The organism is Nitrospirota bacterium (genome assembly GCA_016214855.1).
Lineage (GTDB): Bacteria > Nitrospirota > Thermodesulfovibrionia > Thermodesulfovibrionales > UBA6898 > UBA6898.
This window is the reverse complement of record JACRMT010000005.1, coordinates 108,444-124,605: the sequence shown is the minus strand read 5'-3', so window position 1 is coordinate 124,605 and position 16,162 is coordinate 108,444. Positions and strand designations below refer to the sequence as shown.

General features: G+C 52.1%; 14 protein-coding genes and 1 riboswitch. Of the genes, 4 read left to right on the top strand and 10 right to left on the bottom strand.

What is annotated here, in order from left to right; all coding sequences use genetic code 11:
• Positions 1–115 precede the first annotated feature (115 nt).
• Positions 116–496 (bottom strand): hypothetical protein, encoded by a 381-nt coding sequence (locus tag HZB62_07190; GenBank protein MBI5074937.1) that lies wholly within the window; start codon positions 494–496, stop codon positions 116–118.
• Between the two features lie 77 nt (positions 497–573).
• Complete coding sequence (locus tag HZB62_07185; GenBank protein ID MBI5074936.1) at positions 574–1,800, bottom strand: ankyrin repeat domain-containing protein; 1,227 nt, start codon at positions 1,798–1,800, stop codon at positions 574–576.
• A gap of 209 nt (positions 1,801–2,009) precedes the next feature.
• On the opposite strand from HZB62_07185, the gene HZB62_07180 reads away from it, so the two are divergent.
• Together HZB62_07180 and HZB62_07175 are read left to right on the top strand one after the other, a co-directional pair.
• The gene (locus tag HZB62_07180) at positions 2,010–3,464 is read left to right on the top strand and encodes a DUF853 family protein (GenBank protein ID MBI5074935.1); all 1,455 of its coding nucleotides are present in this window, start codon (positions 2,010–2,012) and stop codon (positions 3,462–3,464) included.
• Positions 3,465–3,510: 46 nt separating this feature from the next.
• Complete coding sequence (locus HZB62_07175; protein ID MBI5074934.1) at positions 3,511–3,777, top strand: hypothetical protein; 267 nt, start codon at positions 3,511–3,513, stop codon at positions 3,775–3,777.
• 43 nt (positions 3,778–3,820) lie between these two features.
• On the opposite strand, the gene hrpB is transcribed toward HZB62_07175, so the two are convergent.
• The 7 genes from hrpB to thiS form a co-directional block, all read right to left on the bottom strand.
• Positions 3,821–6,346: an ATP-dependent helicase HrpB gene (gene hrpB, locus HZB62_07170; protein MBI5074933.1), complete on the bottom strand. Its 2,526-nt coding sequence runs from the start codon at positions 6,344–6,346 to the stop codon at positions 3,821–3,823.
• A gap of 24 nt (positions 6,347–6,370) precedes the next feature.
• Positions 6,371–9,352 carry a ChaN family lipoprotein gene (locus tag HZB62_07165; protein MBI5074932.1) on the bottom strand — a complete coding sequence of 994 codons (2,982 nt, stop codon included), beginning with the start codon at positions 9,350–9,352 and terminating at the stop codon, positions 6,371–6,373.
• A gap of 89 nt (positions 9,353–9,441) precedes the next feature.
• Positions 9,442–10,065 carry a nucleoside monophosphate kinase gene (locus HZB62_07160; GenBank protein MBI5074931.1) on the bottom strand — a complete coding sequence of 208 codons (624 nt, stop codon included), beginning with the start codon at positions 10,063–10,065 and terminating at the stop codon, positions 9,442–9,444.
• 42 nt (positions 10,066–10,107) lie between these two features.
• Positions 10,108–11,394 (bottom strand): phosphomethylpyrimidine synthase ThiC, encoded by a 1,287-nt coding sequence (gene thiC / locus HZB62_07155; GenBank protein ID MBI5074930.1) that lies wholly within the window; start codon positions 11,392–11,394, stop codon positions 10,108–10,110.
• A complete protein-coding gene (thiE, locus tag HZB62_07150; GenBank protein ID MBI5074929.1) occupies positions 11,391–12,017 on the bottom strand; it encodes a thiamine phosphate synthase in 627 nt (208 codons plus the stop codon). The genes thiC and thiE overlap by 4 nt, the downstream gene beginning before the upstream one ends.
• 170 nt (positions 12,018–12,187) lie before the next feature.
• Positions 12,188–12,958 carry a thiazole synthase gene (locus HZB62_07145; protein MBI5074928.1) on the bottom strand — a complete coding sequence of 257 codons (771 nt, stop codon included), beginning with the start codon at positions 12,956–12,958 and terminating at the stop codon, positions 12,188–12,190.
• A 258-nt stretch (positions 12,959–13,216) separates the two neighbouring features.
• Positions 13,217–13,417 (bottom strand): sulfur carrier protein ThiS, encoded by a 201-nt coding sequence (thiS, locus tag HZB62_07140; protein ID MBI5074927.1) that lies wholly within the window; start codon positions 13,415–13,417, stop codon positions 13,217–13,219.
• A gap of 40 nt (positions 13,418–13,457) precedes the next feature.
• Positions 13,458–13,569: riboswitch (TPP riboswitch) on the bottom strand.
• 246 nt (positions 13,570–13,815) lie between these two features.
• On the opposite strand from thiS, the gene HZB62_07135 reads away from it, so the two are divergent.
• Positions 13,816–14,178, top strand: coding sequence for a cupin domain-containing protein (locus tag HZB62_07135; GenBank protein MBI5074926.1), 363 nt, complete (start codon positions 13,816–13,818; stop codon positions 14,176–14,178).
• Positions 14,179–14,450: 272 nt separating this feature from the next.
• Here HZB62_07135 and larB read toward each other — a convergent pair whose 3' ends face one another.
• On the bottom strand, positions 14,451–15,188 hold the full coding sequence (larB, locus tag HZB62_07130) for a nickel pincer cofactor biosynthesis protein LarB (protein MBI5074925.1): 738 nt from the start codon (positions 15,186–15,188) through the stop codon (positions 14,451–14,453).
• 177 nt (positions 15,189–15,365) lie between these two features.
• On the opposite strand from larB, the gene HZB62_07125 reads away from it, so the two are divergent.
• A complete protein-coding gene (locus HZB62_07125) occupies positions 15,366–16,136 on the top strand; it encodes an ABC transporter permease (protein MBI5074924.1) in 771 nt (256 codons plus the stop codon).
• Positions 16,137–16,162: the final 26 nt, after the last annotated feature.

Genomic DNA, 16,162 nt, shown 5'->3' with positions numbered 1-16,162 from the left:
CCGCAGCGGCGCGAATGCTCGCGAAGCGAGCGGAGAACGCCGGGCGTAACCAGCGCGGGAAAAAACCAAAGATAAAAACCAAAAGCGGTTATTCCGCGTCTGGTTGACGCCGTTGTTATAGTTTTCTATTTTCGACTTCATGAAATTCCTTGGACGATGCTGAAGGCTCGAGTGACACAATTTCAAAATGTCTTTCGTCTAAATTGCTTTTTCCGATAATTCTCAGGTATTCATCTATGCAGTTCTTATCTATCATTACTTTGCCTGAACCTGTCCAGTGTCTGTCCTGTCGATTCTTTTTTACTCCTGATATCCAGTATTCTTCTCCGGTCTCCAGATCATAATAATTTCCGCTTATTCCCGAGCCTTTTTTGAATGCCTTGCCGTTGAAGTAAAATGTCTGTCCGGATTTGGAATATGCAATGTAGCCGATCCACGCTGGGCCATTGTCATTAAATCCCGATTTGAGTTCCACGTACATTATTGTCTTTTTCATTTATGCAATGGTGCCACACCACTCATTCATTTTCAGATTATACCTACGGAGCGCAGGGGCCTGGGTAAACAGCCCTTTCAGCGGCCTGCTGCCTTCATGAGTACCGCACTCACTGCAGGGTCAGCCTGCACAAGGTCTACGGGTGTACGGCCGTCAGGCAGTTTTTTGCGGGCATCGGCGCCCGCATTCAGCAAGGTCGTGACCGCATCAGCACTTCCGCTCGCGGCCGCAAAAAAGAGTGGGGTCCAGCCATGAGCATCTGCTCCGTCGACTTTGAGACCGGCCTTAAGCATAAGCCTGATCATTGCCGGATCACCCCCTTCAGCCGCCATATGGAGGGCGTTTCTTCCGTTCATATCAGCAAGTCCGGCATCCGCGCCGGCATCAAGAAGGAGCATCGCAGTATCAACATGGCTGCCCCGCACAGCAAGCAGTAAGGCGGTATTATCGCTCAGATCGCTCGCATCAGGATTGGCCCCGGCCCTGAGCAGAGCCTCCGCTGCCTTTGCCGCTCCCATCCGCGCTGCGACGATCAGGGCGGTTGTACCCTGATCATCGCGTACATCCGGAAACACCCCGGTACGCGCTGCTTTTTCGATACCCGCCGCATTATCCGCCTTTGCAGATTCGAAAAGCTGGCGGACCTTGTTCGCCGCCACCGGACCAAACACCCGATGTCCGGCCGAGAAGAACCATATAAGAACAACGATTGTGCAGATAAATACTGCCTGACCGACTGCCGGCGGCAGGGGCTTCACCTTTCTGGGTGCATTGGCAAGGGGGTCCCTGCCGGTCACCATTTTCACGATCATGCCTGCAATGCTGAACACGGCAAATGCCAGCAGCACCCACGAAGCGACCTTGCGGCGGATATCAAGCGGATGAAGCAGCGAGGCCGCTTTCTTTGCCTTGTTCCCCAGAAACGCCCTGATGAGTGAAAAATCCTCCCGGTACGGATACGGCAGCATGCTGTCGCCGAGCAGTACGACCTGCTCCGGTACGCTGAGCATCCCAAAGGTATTGCGGTATGCTGAGGAGCGCTTTTCCTGCTCGGTCAGAGACACTGCCTGCATCTTTACCTCACGCAGATTCCGGACCGTCCGCTTCAGCAGGGTGATATGGCCGCCAATGCGCCAGGCATTCACCGCCGTGACTGCGCCATTATCGTCCCGTCTGAGTGAAAGCGTCGACTCGGTGCCGAGCATCAGCCCTGCAGCCAGCATGATGAGAATGAAGATAATGCCGATGATCCTTGCCGTGCCCCGCCGCAATCCGGCCTTTGATCGTTTTAGTTCTCCTGCCATATTAGTCCCCCTGAGCTCTCAGATCCCTGTCACGATGATTATTATACACATGAGATACGTAAGCATAAACAACAGGACCCTGAAAGGGCGGACATCCGGTGCTGTTGCGCAGTTTCTGCGGGAAGCAGGCAGTCTTATTCACATTTCGTTGATGACGTGATATTATGATGCATTATTTTTTCACTATCCAGCGTTACTGAGGAGGCTTCATGGCAGGAGTTATTGAATCACTCTGCATTGCCAAAACCGACCACGAGATAGGCATTATCTCCCGTATGGCAAACCGTCACGGCCTCATTGCCGGAGCCACCGGAACAGGCAAAACAGTCACGCTTCGGGTCCTGGCCGAACAGTTCAGCTCCATCGGCATACCGGTTTTCATGGCCGATATTAAGGGTGACCTCACCGGCATGGCAATGGCAGGGGGTGAACACCCAAAGATACGGGAACGTGCTGCGCAGCTCAATATGGCAGATATGAAATTCGAGGAGCTGCCGGTGATCTTCTGGGACGTCTTCGGCCAAAAAGGTCATCCGCTCAGGACAACGATATCAGAGATCGGCCCTCTTCTTCTGGGCAGGATCCTGAATCTGAACGAGATCCAGAGCAGCCTGCTCACCATGATCTTCAAGATCGCCGATGACAACGGCCTGCTTCTTCTCGATCTCAAGGACCTGCGCTCCATGGTGAAATTCGTAGGCGAGCAGGCTGATCAGTTCAAGAGTGAGTATGGGAACATCTCTGCCGCAAGCACCGGAGCAATACAGCGGAGCCTGCTTGCACTGGAAGAGCAGGGAGGGGAACATCTCTTTGGTGAACCGGCACTCAATCTTCAGGACATGATGCAGACAGACAGCAGGGGCAGGGGCATGGTCAATATCCTTTCAGCTGACAGGCTTATGCAGTCACCCAAACTGTATGCGACGTTTCTTCTCTGGATGCTCTCGGAACTCTTTGAGCAGCTGCCGGAAGTGGGAGATCCTCCCAAACCGGTCTTTGTCTTCTTTTTTGATGAGGCGCATCTTCTCTTTGAAGACATTCCCCAGGCCTTATCCGGCAAGATCGAGCAGGTCGTCCGCCTTATAAGGTCCAAAGGGGTCGGGGTCTATTTCATAACGCAGAACCCGCTCGATATCCCGGAAGATGTGCTCGGCCAGCTTGGCAACCGGGTACAGCACGCATTGCGCGCCTTCACGCCAAAGGAACAGAAGGCAGTGAGAGCAGCAGCAGAAACATTTCGCGCCAATCCGGATCTCGATGTTGCAACGGTTATCATGGAACTCGGCGTCGGCGAAGCACTGGTCTCATTCCTCGATCAAAAAGGCGTGCCCGGCATCGTAGAACGGGCACTGGTATGCCCGCCCCGAAGCCGGCTTCTTCCGCTCTCGGATGCAGAGCGCTCTGTTGTTATCAGCAGTTCCGTGCTCGCGGGTCATTATGAGCGGCTTGTGGACAGAGAATCAGCATACGAAAAACTTAAGGAAAAGGCAGCAGAGGCAATGCCCCCTACGGCGTCTCCTCAGACAGGCCACGAACCTGTCTCAGAAAGCACAAAGATATTTCAGGCCATGGCCAGGAGCGCCGCACATGCCATCGGCAGTCAGATCGGCCGACAGATCATTCGCGGCGTACTTGGCTCGATCTTCGGCAAGGGGAAGAGATAGCACTGCCCGGACGGGCGGATCATTTTCCGTACAAGGAGGAGCATATATGAAGTATGTGATTATGGTTGTGGTGTTGTGTATGGTTATGGCCTCTTTTGCATTCGCCGGATCGCTTAAGAACTACCAGGTGACAGGTCCGGTGCTGGAGCTGAAAGACGATATGATCGTTGTCCAGAAGGGAAAGGAAAAATGGGAGATCGCACGCGACAAGACCACAAAGGTCACCGGCGATCTCAAGGTCGGATCGAAGGTGACAATCCAGTATCAGATGAAAGCAACTGAGATCGAAGCAAAAACAGACAAGAAAAAATAGCAGGAAGGACCGGATGCAGGAGGGACGATCCGGCCCTCCTGCATCACAAACCTGCGCGTTTTTTCACTTTTCTCGTCGGCACTGCGTTCCAGGGATCGTCCGGCCAGGGATGTTTTGGGTATCTGCCCTTCAGTTCTTTTTTGACCTGCTGATATCCGTTATTCCAGAAACCTTCCAGATCCCTGGTAACCTGCACTGGCCTGCGCGCCGGAGAAAGAAGATGCAGAAGCACCTTGACCCTGCCCCCGGCTATTGTCGGCGTGTCGGCAAGGCCAAACATCTCCTGAAGCTTGACCGCGAGCACAGGCATCTCTCCTGCAATGTAGTCAATAGCGATGCGGCTGCCGCTCGGCACTGACAGGTGGGTTGGAGCCTGTTCCTCAAGGAACTGCTGCTGTTTCCATGAGAGCTGAGCCCTGAGCGCGGGAAGGAGGTCCAGATTCGAAAGGTCCCGGGCTGTTCGCATTCTGCCGAGCCAGGGTAAAAGCCATTCCTCCGGATGCAATAAAAGACGTTCATCTGACAGGTCAGGCATGTTCTGCCCGGAAAAAGACCTTCGAATAAGATCGACGCGTGCCTGGAATCTCCTCGCCTCACCACTGAATATGACGAGAGAATGATCATTCCTGAGAGCCTCGCAGATTATCGGCAGGATTTCTTCCTCTGTCGGCGAAAAGGGCTTCTCAGAAAGCAGGATCGCGCCGAGGCTCTCTTCAGCAGCAGCAATGACCTTTCTCTCCCTCCTGCTCCATGCGATTCTGCGGAGCGTCTTTATCCCTCTGCTGCATTCCTGCCGGATGAGGGCTTCTGAAACAGAAGCTGCAATATGCACCCTGCCCTCTGCCTTGTCTCCTGCATCCAGATTCACGGCAACAATATAGGGGCTTCTGGCAAGGCTGCTCTCTGCAGACAGCCGTACGCCCCTTCCCTGCATAAGGACAAAACTGCCATTGGCTTCTTCACGCCCTTTAGCTACGCAGTCCGGAAAAGCGCTGAGCAGAAGCCGGGGGATCATATCCGGATCGCTGACCTCTTTATCAGCAACCTTGTCCGCTCTTGACAGAAGCCGCAAGAGCTGCTTTGATGTCCTGTCCACTGCCCTCAGAGCCCAGAGATCAGCAAAGTCAGGCACTTTTTTAGTTCTGCGCCATGCAGACAGCATCTCTATTCTTGTTCCTATATCCGGCTCGCTCGATACGGAAGGTCTGCGCCGCACAATATCCCGTTCCGAGACAATTGCGGCAAGGTCAGCGCCAAGTCCGATACACCCTGACTCATCAGCTCTCAGCAACAGACTCCCCAGCCGCGGATGGAGCGGCAGCCGGGCTGCCCGCCTGCCTTCCGGCGTGACCGAGCATGACTCATCAAATATCCCCAGAATGATCAGCAGCTGCCTGGCTGAGTCAAGGGCTGCAGCAGGAGGAGGATCAAGCCATGCCAGCAGAGAAGGTTCCTTTACACCCCAAAGGGCAAGCTCAAGCAGGAGCGAAGACAGGTCAGATACCAGGATCTCTGCAGGACTGAACGGTATCATGGACTGAAACGCATGCCTGCTGTACAGACGATAACAGACGCCGGGGCCGAGTCTGCCTGCCCTGCCCTTTCTCTGCTCGGCAGACGCCCGTGAAATATTGACCGTGATCAGGCGGTTCATGCCGGTTGAGGGGTCATACTGCATCCTGCGGGTCAGTCCGCTGTCGATCACAACGCTCACGCCTTCGATCGTAAGGCTCGTCTCGGCGATGTTCGTGGCGAATATGATCCTGCGCTTTTCAGAGGGGAGTATTGCGCGCTCCTGCTCTTCAAACGGAAGGTCTCCATACAGGGGATGGATCGAGAGATCCCTGTTCTTCCCCTGGATAATGGTCCTGAGCGCATCGCTGCACTGCTGTATCTCGCCTGACCCCGGTAAAAAAACAAGGATGTCGCCTGTCGTTTCTTTGACTGCCGTCACAACAGCATCAACGACCTTTTCTTTCAGTGTCATGCTCCTGTTGTCCGAGCTATAGCGCTCTTCAACAGCAAAGGCCTTTCCGGGAGAAGAGATCACCGGCGCATTGCCGAGGAGAGCTGAGATCGGACCGCAGTCAAGCGTGGCAGACATAACGAGCAGCTTGAGGTCAGGCCTTATACTTTGGCCAATGTCAAGGCAGAGGGCAAGAGCAAGGTCTGCATGAATGCTCCGCTCATGAAATTCGTCGAAGATGATCATGGCAACACCCTCAAGGCCCGGGTCAGTCTGAAGACGGCGGGTAAGTATGCCCTCGGTCACAACCTCTATCCGCGTTCTGCCGGAAACACGGCTGTCAAACCGTATGGTGTATCCTACGGTTTCGCCAGCCTCCTCCCCAAGAAGACGGGCCATCCACCGGGCTGCAGATACCGCCGAGATCCTGCGGGGCTCAAGCATGATAATACGGCCCTGTTCCGCAGTAATGATATCAAGCAGGGCCAACGGGACCCTCGTGGTCTTTCCCGCACCGGGCGGCGCATGCAGAACAACAGCCCTGCTGTCGGACACCGCTTCTTTAAGTGACGGAAGGATATGGTCAATGGGATAGGATCTCATCACAGTCCGCGCGCTGAAGATCTCTTACAACACAACCTTGAACGCCAGCTCTTTAACCCCGAAGAAAAAACTCTTTCTCGCAACGTTCACGGCAACTGTTTCGCCTTTCTTCCGGTAGAACAGATGGATCTTTATGTCCTGAACCGTTTCGATCTTTTCGTTGTCGAGCGAAAGGATAACATCATCTGCCGTAAGCCCTGCCTTTTCTGAAATGCTTTCAGCAGAAAAACCGCTGATGCTGACAGCCTTGTTCTCCTCTTTCAGCATCACGCCGAGCTTCGGCGACTCGGTAAAGGACAGCGGAGAGGGATAGAGGATATAGTCAGCAATATCTTTTTCAATATCGTCCGAGTTCAGGATCACCGAGTAGTCCTTCCGGTTTATCCTGTGCGCCCGCTTCGGGATGCCCGATCCAAAGGCCATATGACCCGACCCGGCCAGCACTACGACCTGGTGCCCGGGGTTCTTTATCATGAAGTCGTTCAGGTTGTGGGCCATGGACTCGTCCCAGAGCACCTGCGACTGATAGAAGAAGTCAAAGTTTCGTGACTCTGAACCCGCGTGCTTTTCAAAGACAGTCCTGAGCCTTTCCCTATACTCCAGATCAGCGAGGTCCATATCCTCGGGCACGTCTTTCATGTCCTCTTTGCTCAATGCCTGAAGCCCGTCTTTCGAGACCTTTGTCACGATCTCTTTCTGGATGTTCAGGGCAATGACCGGGATCCTGTTCTCCCGTGCAAAGAGCAGGATCTCGCGGTAAAGGTTATAATCAAACACCCAGCGCTTGAAATACTCGGACTTTTTCAGAAAAGCCTTTTCATCGATCGTTCCCGAGATATAATCATCAAGCGCCTTCTGAAATGGCTTCTGGAACATCTCCATGCCAATGGCAAGTTTGTTATTTTTCTTATACAGCGACCGGATCACCTGATACTGGAGGCGGTGATGATCAAAACGGTCGTGATGTTCGCCGACATAGACAATATCCTTTGTGCCTGCCTTTTCAAAGACCTGGGCAGCGGTCGTCAGGCGCGGCAGTTCGACGGCCGTAATTTCATCGGCCAATAAGATCCGTATGCCCTGCTCACTCTCATTGATGGTCCTGGTGATATTGCGGCCGTCCCTGAAGGCCAGTGTGCTGTATTTACCATAGTGGGTGATACGCCTGAGATACTTCCTGGTCTCGGCCGCAGGCAGGGGAGTGATAACCGCAATGACCCTTGTCCGGCTGTACGGATTCTCCTTCATGACCAGTGCAAAGTCGCCTTCAGGCATTGCAATGTTCGCATATAACCGCTTTAAGAATGCCGCATCATGAGGGACAAGCAGCGACGACCCCTTTATATCTTCATATTTCAGATCTTCCTCTTTCCTGGCAGTATACCCCTGCTCTTTCAGAAGATCTCCGATTTCCTCATAATCCTTCTCCCTGCCCTGAGGAAGCACGAATATCCTGCTCTGGTCACCAAGGAGCATGGAGACGATCGGCACAATTTCATCGTCCGTGAGCTTCCTGAAGAGATCGTATTGTTCATCGATCACCAGTTCATGAGGGATATCCCCTGTCTCTACCTCAAAAGATTCAGTTTCTTTTTCCACATCAAAGGTCCTGTGAATTTCTCCCCTGTCTGTTCTCAGCATCACCGGGAGCTGAAATCTCTGAACCGTCTCCTGTTTAATGTCAAACGATATGCGCGCCTTCGAACCCTCATACCTCACCATGACATCCTTGATGTCAAAGTCCAGGGCTCCTTTCCCCTCGACCCATTGCTGAAAGAACCAGTCAAGGTTTTTTGCGGAGACCGTCTCAAAGGCCTTCTGCAGATCCTGCCAGGAGGCTGGCCTGAACCTGTTCTTTTCGTAGAACTCCTTTAATGCGCTGCGAAAATGATCCTGTCCAAGCGATCCTTTCAGTGCATGAAAGACCATTGCCGTCTTGCCATATCCCAGGGAGGCAGTGGCCTTGTCAGTCCGTGAGATAAAGTCTTTCAGGGCAAGATCCTTTTCAGGTGTTATTGAGCTTTGATAGTTGGCCAGTATCTGTTTCCGGTACTCAGTTCCCTTGCCCTTCATCTCCTCATATTGATAGTCGGCAAGATAGGTTGTCAGCCCTTCAGACCAGTTGCCGCCTTTGGTGTCAACATATACCGCGTTGCCAAACCACTGGTGCAGGATCTCATGCCCCAGCGAAGTCTCGGCAATAAATGGGAGACGGACAACATCCCTGCCAAGGAGCGTAAAGGTCGGCATGGAGTACCCTGTCGGAAGGATATTCTCTACAACAGAAAATCGTTTGAATGGGAATGGGCCGATCAGGTCTTCATACAGGGTAATATATTTTTTCGCCTGCTCCAGATAGTTCGCAGCCAGTTCCCTGTCCTCAGGAAAGAAATAGGTATGGACCGTAACTGTCCCATGTTGTTCTTTATTAAGAGCGTACTGCGCCGCAATGAAGTTAATGCTCTCAACCGGATGGTCGAAGATAAAGGAGAACTCCCTCGACCCTTGACGCTCCTGCATGATGATCTCGTCAGCCTCTGAAACAGCCTGGAAACCCTGCGGGACCTCTGCAGAAAGCCTGAACCTGGCCAGACCCTCTATCGCAGGATACCAGCCGTTGATCAGCGCGATCCCCTCCGGGCCTGCCAGATTGGCAGTCTCGATGCCGTCTTCCCTGCCCCTCTTCTGAACAGATGCGTACGATGCCTCATACTCAATGGCCAAAACTATTGGGGCAGAAGAGGCATTCAGATTGATGATCTGTGCATCTTTCTCTATTGCCACCGATGTTCCCTGGACAAGTGCTGATGTTATGGTCAGCCCTTCAATATGAACGGTCCAGGCCTTGCCTGCCGGAAGGGCTATGCTCGATCGCCCCAGGAGCCTGTTCTTTTCGAGATCAAATCGCACCTGCAGGGTATGGAGGGGCATGCTCTCTTCAGCTCCTGATATCGCAGGAACGACAAGAAAAAACAGAGAAAGAAAAAATGTTTGTATCCGGTTCATGGCTATGAATTCTCCTTGAGGTAATGCATTTCAGAAATAAGAGGTGCATGACCAATTATAGCCTTTTGCTGCTGATCAGACAAAAACAGTTATCGTGCAAGCAGAGAGATAAATCGGGAATATACAGATTCAGCAGTTGATGAGGCATGCACCGGTATTGTTATGAACCTGATGCCCTGTTCGGCATAGTAAGCGATAAGCGGTGATGTGCGGCTATGGAATGTCTCGAGCTTCCTCCTGATCATCTCGTCAGCGTCATCAATGCGATCAGTCCTGTCGCCTCCCGTGTTCCGGCTGATCCTCTCAGATACGTCGTCATCTGCACACTCAAGAACAAGCAGTGAGGTAACATTCACCAGTTCTTCCATGTCCCGCGCCTGTCCAATGTGGCGGGGAAGACCATTGAGGATAAGCATATCGGTTTCTTTGAAACAGCGTTTGGCAAGAAAATCCCTGACGATCTTCTTTGCAAGAGGAAAATGCCGGTCTTCAAGAAGAAGCCCCTTGACCAGTACATCTTTCAGGAATTGATGTTCGGTCTCAGTAAAACCTTCAGGAAGATTTTCTGCATTTGCAATGGACCGCAGCTCATGACCGAAATCAAAGTGATGACATTTACGGCCAGTTATGCCGAGCTGATCGATACAACTGCCCAAGGGGGTCTTCCCCGAACCCGTAGGTCCGATCAGCAGTATGGCCGCCACCGCCTTCATCTTCTTGCTGTCTCACGCATAAACGCTTCGCGCTTTCACGAATTAACTCTTCTTGTGCAGCGCCCTTTCAACTGTTCTGATGGCGCAGAACTCTCCGCACATACTGCATACCTCAGTTTCTGTAGGCGGGACCTCAGCCCTCCACTCTCTCACCTTGTCAGGGTTCAGGCTGCAGGCTATCTGGCCGTTCCAGTCCAATGCCTTCCGCGCCCTTGCCATCTTCATATCAGCATCCATAGCGCCTTTAATGCCTTTGGCAATGTCAGCAGCATGTGCCGCAAGCTTTGATACGATAACGCCTTCTTTCACATCCTCTATGGTCGGAAGCCTGATATGCTCAGAGGGCGTCACATAGCAGAGAAAGTCCGCTCCTGCTGCTCCGGCTACGGCCCCGCCAATAGCAGCAGTAATGTGGTCGTACCCCATGCCTATGTCAGTTACCAGCGGACCGAGCACATAAAAAGGCGCGCCCTTGCAGATCTCTTTTTCGATCTTTACGTTCAGCTCCACCTGATTGAGCGGCACATGGCCCGGCCCTTCGATAATGACCTGCACGTTCCTCTCTACTGCCCTGTCGCGCAGCTCGCCCAACGTAAGCAACTCCTCAAGCTGGGTGCGGTCAGTCGCATCAGCAAGACATCCCGGCCGCATGCCGTCACCAAGGCTCAGGGTCATATCATACTTGTATGCAATATCGCACAGCCTGTCATACTGCTCATACAGAGGATTTTCTTTCTCATTGTAGATGATCCACTCAACAAGGAAGGAGCCTCCCCTGCTCACCACGTCAAGGATCCTGCCTTCGTTCTTCAGCCGCTCGATCGCTTTCATGGTAAGGCCTGCATGTGCCGTGACAAAATCAACGCCGTCTGCAGCATGCTCCTCGATAACGGCGAAAAGGTCGTCTGCTGTCATCTTCGCAATCGAACCTTTCTGTGCAACGGTCCTCACGATCGTCTCGTAAATAGGCACGGTTCCCACTGCCACAGGGGACCTTTTCAGCATCATCTGCCTCAGCTCTTTGATCGGTCCTCCGGTGGAAAGGTCCATCACCGCATCAGCGCCATACTTCACCAGCACTGCGAGTTTCTCCATCTCTTCCTCGATCGAGATCCTGTCCTTTGACGTTCCGATGTTTGCATTGATCTTGGTGCGCATCATCCTGCCGATGCCGATAGGCGTTATCGCGTGATTCCGGTTGATCGGGATAACGCTCACGCCGGATGCGATATCTGCTGAAAGCTGCTCAGCGGTCAATCCTTCGGAAGCAGCAACGAGCTTCACCTCATCAGTGATCGTCCCTTTTTTGGCTAATTCAAGTCTTGTCATGATAGTTTCCTTATAAACTCCTCTGTGGTTTTTTGAATATCCTCAGCCGTCAGGACAGCTGATATGAGCGCTGCCCCGAATGCTCCCTGTCTCAATACTTCCTCTATTCGTCCGATCGTTATGCCGCCTATCGCAAAGACCGGTATATTGCAATTTCTTGCCGCTTCGTTCAGCAGATGAATGCCGATCGGCATGCCGTACTGCATTTTTGAAGGCGTTTCGTACACCGGCCCCAGTGTTATAAGATCGGCGCCATCTGCCTCGGCCTGCTGAGCCTCTTGTACTCCATGCGTTGAAACACCGATCATCAATCTTTCGCCAGATGCCTTGCGGGCTGCCTGCACCGGTATGCTCGTCCGGCTGAGATGCACGCCGTCCGCATCAACAGCCAGCGCAATATCGACCCGGTCATTGATAAAGAGCTTTGCACCGTATCTCGCGGTCAGTGCCCTCATCCTGTATGCCAGATCAAGAAGTTCCCTGATCCCAAGGTCCTTTTCCCTCAGCTGAACAGCTTTCACGCCGCCCCGGAGGGCCTTTTCAATGGCGTCCAGCATCGCGTCTGAAGAGCCGAATAACTTTCTGTCGGTTATGAGATACAACCTGAAATCGGGTGTCGCCATTACAACTTACACACGTGCTGACTCCTCCCCTTTACAAGGGGAGGTCGGGTGGGGTATGAATAAATAACCATCATAACCTCCCCGCACCCCTCCTTGGTAAGGAGGGGCTCTTTATCAACAGCTGCTTTACTCACCAATCAACACTCATTACTGATCACGCATCACTATCTTTACAGCATGCCGTCAAAGGGGCTGCTTGCTGTTGCATAGAGTTTCCGCGGGATCCTGCCTGCCTTGTATGCAAGCCGGCCGGCGATCACCCCATACTTCATGGCCGATGCCATGGCGATCGGGTCCTTTGCGCCTGCTATTGCCGTGTTCAGCAGAACTGCATCGCAGCCCAGTTCCATGGCAAATGCAACATCGGATGCTGTTCCCACTCCTGCGTCCACAATGATCGGGACGGTTGCCTGCTCAAGAATAATTTTGAGATTGTAAGGGTTCCTGATCCCGAGACCTGAGCCGATCGGCGCAGCAAGCGGCATGACCGCAGCAGCGCCTGCATCAACAAGCCTTTTTGCCATGATCGGATCATCGTTCGTATAAGGGAACACGATAAACCCTTCCTTTGCAAGGATCTCGGTCGCCTTCAGAAGGCCGATCACATCAGGGAAAAGTGTCTTTTCGTCGCCAATCACCTCGATCTTGATAAGGTCAGACACCCCTGCCTCGCGCGCAAGCCGCGAATACCTGAGCGCATCCTCGACCGTATAACAGCCCGCAGTGTTAGGAAGGATCTTGTATTTCTTCGGATCGAGGAAATCGAGAAGGTTCTCAGACTTCCTGTCCGTGATATTCGTGCGCCTGACTGCTACAGTCACCACATCAGCGCCCGATGCCTCGATAGCTTTCTTCGTCTCCTCAAAATCCTTGTATTTTCCTGTCCCTACCCAGAGCCGGGACTTGAACTCTATCCCTCTAATGATAAGCGTATCTTCCATATTTCCTCCGTAAACTTCGTTCAATATTCAAAGTTCCACATTCTGATAATGAGATTGAACGTAATTCTACACATCAGCCTATTCAGTCATTCCGGATAGCTTGATCGAAGTCTGGGTATTCGGAATCCTTCTTTACTTTCACCCGCCCTTAATCCCTCCCCTCAAGGGAGGGAAACATTTGGTCCCTCGCCCCTTGGGGGAGAGGGTTGGGTGAGGGGTATTTTCGAGAGAATGACAAACTCGGAACTTTGAACAACCTCATCCCCCGCCAACAAAGTTAACGATCTCGACCACGTCTCCGTCATTGAGCCTGAACTGCTCATATTCCGTTCTTCTTACTATGACCATGTTTACCTCAACAGCCACCCTGCCGACTGTGATCTTCAGGTCTTCAAGCAGTTCCTGCACTGTTTGAGCGCTGATATTGTCTCTGTCTTCGCCGTTAATTTTCAGTTTCATAAAACAAAAAACCGCATCCCTTTCAGGATACGGTTGCCTTTTCTGATCAATTCCCTGTTTCCTCCGTCGGAATTATCCGTATCAGGTACAAGGGGTCTCTCCCGTTTTATCGAGAGACTCTCAGGCCTCAGCAGCCTCCCCCAAGGGTTGATTAAAGTATAGTGGAGCAGAAAAGATAATGTCAATTTGACTCAGGCACACGTGACAGTCACTCAATGGGCGTGGGCAATCAGAAATCGATCTGATTCTCCAGATAACACCATTCAGTTTAACGGCCGCTGGTTAATGAAGGATCAGAATGTCGTATTGAGAGCTCAGCAGGCGCTACACGCTACAAGCTTGTAATTGCATGATATCTTATCTGTGATAAAATGTACATTACTACTTAGGAGGTGCATATGGAAGAGAAAGCCGAATTAAAAAGTTTTAATAAGCCGGATGAAGTACGCGACTTCCCAAAGGGAAAAGTGGAGCTTATTAACATTGGTGGGGCGACCGTGGGTCGTGCAGTCTTTGAGCCCGGCTGGAGATGGTCAACTTCAGTAAAGCCGTTGGCTAAAACAGAGAGTTGCGAAGCACCACATTTCCAGTATCACGTTTCGGGTGTGCTAATGATTCGAATGGATGATGGATCAGAGATCGAGTGTAGGGCTGGTGATGTTTCCTTACTCCCCTCTGGTCATGACGCTTGGGTCGTAGGAGACGAGGAAGCAGTTGTCATTGATTTTCAAGGGATGATCGACTATGCAAGGTCGAAGTAAATAGTCACTTGGGTATCGATATAAACTCTGGCATGCCTTTTGAGGTAGAGAGGTTCCGGCCATAAAAGCAGAGGGGATTTTCGTTTCCCGATCCGGCATGCTTGGGAATCAAAGGTAACTCTTCAGCAAAGCGCGGAAGAATCATAACCCCTCCTCGCCTCCCCTTATCTTAAGGGGAGGAATAAACCCCCTCTTGAGGTAAGAGCCAAACAGTAGGTGCCTTAAGCAGGTGTAGGGTGCGTTATGTTACCGCATCCACTGAAACCTTACAATCAACGAATGGTATTTATCTTATGCCCAAGGCAGCCGGCGCCAAAGCCGTTGTCTATGTTCACCACTGCAATGCCGGGAACACAGGAGTTCAGCATCGCAAAAAGCGCGGTAAGGCCATTGAAACTGGTGCCATAACCGATTGATGTAGGCACTGCAATGATCGGCCGGTCTGTCATGCCGCCGACAACAGAAGGAAGCGCACCCTCCATGCCGGCAACAATGATGATCACCCGCGCTTTTCCGAGTTCTTCTTTTCTGTCCATCAGACGATGAAGGCCGGCAACACCAACATCATAGACGGTAGTTACGCTGCTTCCAAGGAATGCTGCAGTAACTGCAGCCTCTTCAGCAACAGGGATATCCGAGGTCCCGGCAGTGAGGACAAGCACATTACCGGTCTTCTTCTTTTGCCCGCCAATGGAGATCACGCCTGACAGGGCATGAAAAGAAGCGCCCTTGATCTTCAGAGACCTGTATATCTTCTCTGTTGCCCTGGTGATCAAAAAACTTCTGCTCTTCTTATACATGGTCCGCGCTATTTCGATCACCTGCTTTTCGGTCTTGCCGGAAGCGAAGATCACCTCAGGCACACCCTGCCTCAGGTGGCGGTGATGATCGACCCTGGCAAAGGAGATATCTTCATAGGGGAGATGCTGCATCTTCCTTACAGCCTCTTCTACAGCCAGTTCACCCTTCTGCACAGCCTGAATGATTTTTTTTATCTGATCATTATTCATGCGATAACCTGCCCCCCTGACGACATCGGAATATTGCACGATCCGCCAGCTTAAAGAATAGTATACCGGGACAAACGGGAGCAAGCTTCCGGTGTCTGGCGGCATGAAAGATCGGTTGCAGAGCCCGTTATTCTGACGACAACTTTTTGCCACCTTCCTGTATAATAAAGCGTTAATATGGCGAATTTATTGAGGATGGCCGGCAGATATGCGTTATCGACGCTCAGAGAAATGGGCAGGATGTTCCTTTTCCTCCTGAGCGCTCTCAAGATGATATTCAAGCCTCCCTTTAAGTTCAAACAGCTGCTGCGCCAGATGCGCTTCTTCGGGAACAAATCCATGCTCGTCATCCTTCTGACAGGGTCTTTTACCGGCATGGTGCTGGCTCTTCAGCTGTATTACATTCTCAGAAAATTCGGCTCCGAAGCCCTTCTGGGCCCCGGCATAGCGCTCAGTCTTATCCGCGAACTGGGCCCTGTACTCTCAGCGCTCATGGTGACCGGCAGAGCCGGCTCAGCTCTTACGGCTGAACTGGGCATGATGAGAATTTCAGAGCAGATCGATGCGCTCACCGCCATGGCCCTCAACCCGATCCGGTATCTGATCGTTCCGAATATCACTGCGGCATTGATCGTCTTCCCCCTTATCACGGCGATATTCGACGTTATCGGCATTTATGGGGGATACCTTGTCGGGGTAAAGCTTCTGGGTATCAGCGGCGGCACGTATTTTTCTCTCATGGAAGATTATGTTGAGATGAAAGACGTCCTCCTGGGGTTCTATAAATCCGTCAGCTTCGGTCTCATTGTTTCGTGGATCTCCTGCTATAAGGGTTTCAACTCAGGCTTTGGGGCTGCAGGCGTGAGCAAGGCAACGACCGAGGCAGTTGTTCTGTCATCCATATTGATCCTCATATGGGACTATTCACTCGGATCATTTCTGATATAGAGGACAGAGGGAACGAATAGGGAAGA

Bases quoted from the DNA above. Each gene is read 5' to 3' on its own strand.
- HZB62_07125 (MBI5074924.1), top strand. From the start codon at position 15,366: ATGGCGAATTTATTGAGGATGGCCGGCAGATATGCGTTATCGACGCTC.
- HZB62_07165 (MBI5074932.1), bottom strand. From the start codon at position 9,352: ATGAACCGGATACAAACATTTTTTCTTTCTCTGTTTTTTCTTGTCGTT.
- HZB62_07185 (MBI5074936.1), bottom strand. From the start codon at position 1,800: ATGGCAGGAGAACTAAAACGATCAAAGGCCGGATTGCGGCGGGGCACG.
- HZB62_07160 (MBI5074931.1), bottom strand. From the start codon at position 10,065: ATGAAGGCGGTGGCGGCCATACTGCTGATCGGACCTACGGGTTCGGGG.
- HZB62_07190 (MBI5074937.1), bottom strand. From the start codon at position 496: ATGAAAAAGACAATAATGTACGTGGAACTCAAATCGGGATTTAATGAC.
- larB (MBI5074925.1), bottom strand. From the start codon at position 15,188: ATGAATAATGATCAGATAAAAAAAATCATTCAGGCTGTGCAGAAGGGT.
- HZB62_07145 (MBI5074928.1), bottom strand. From the start codon at position 12,958: ATGGAAGATACGCTTATCATTAGAGGGATAGAGTTCAAGTCCCGGCTC.
- thiE (MBI5074929.1), bottom strand. From the start codon at position 12,017: ATGGCGACACCCGATTTCAGGTTGTATCTCATAACCGACAGAAAGTTA.
- HZB62_07175 (MBI5074934.1), top strand. From the start codon at position 3,511: ATGAAGTATGTGATTATGGTTGTGGTGTTGTGTATGGTTATGGCCTCT.
- hrpB (MBI5074933.1), bottom strand. From the start codon at position 6,346: ATGAGATCCTATCCCATTGACCATATCCTTCCGTCACTTAAAGAAGCG.
- HZB62_07135 (MBI5074926.1), top strand. From the start codon at position 13,816: ATGGAAGAGAAAGCCGAATTAAAAAGTTTTAATAAGCCGGATGAAGTA.
- thiC (MBI5074930.1), bottom strand. From the start codon at position 11,394: ATGACAAGACTTGAATTAGCCAAAAAAGGGACGATCACTGATGAGGTG.
- thiS (MBI5074927.1), bottom strand. From the start codon at position 13,417: ATGAAACTGAAAATTAACGGCGAAGACAGAGACAATATCAGCGCTCAA.
- HZB62_07180 (MBI5074935.1), top strand. From the start codon at position 2,010: ATGGCAGGAGTTATTGAATCACTCTGCATTGCCAAAACCGACCACGAG.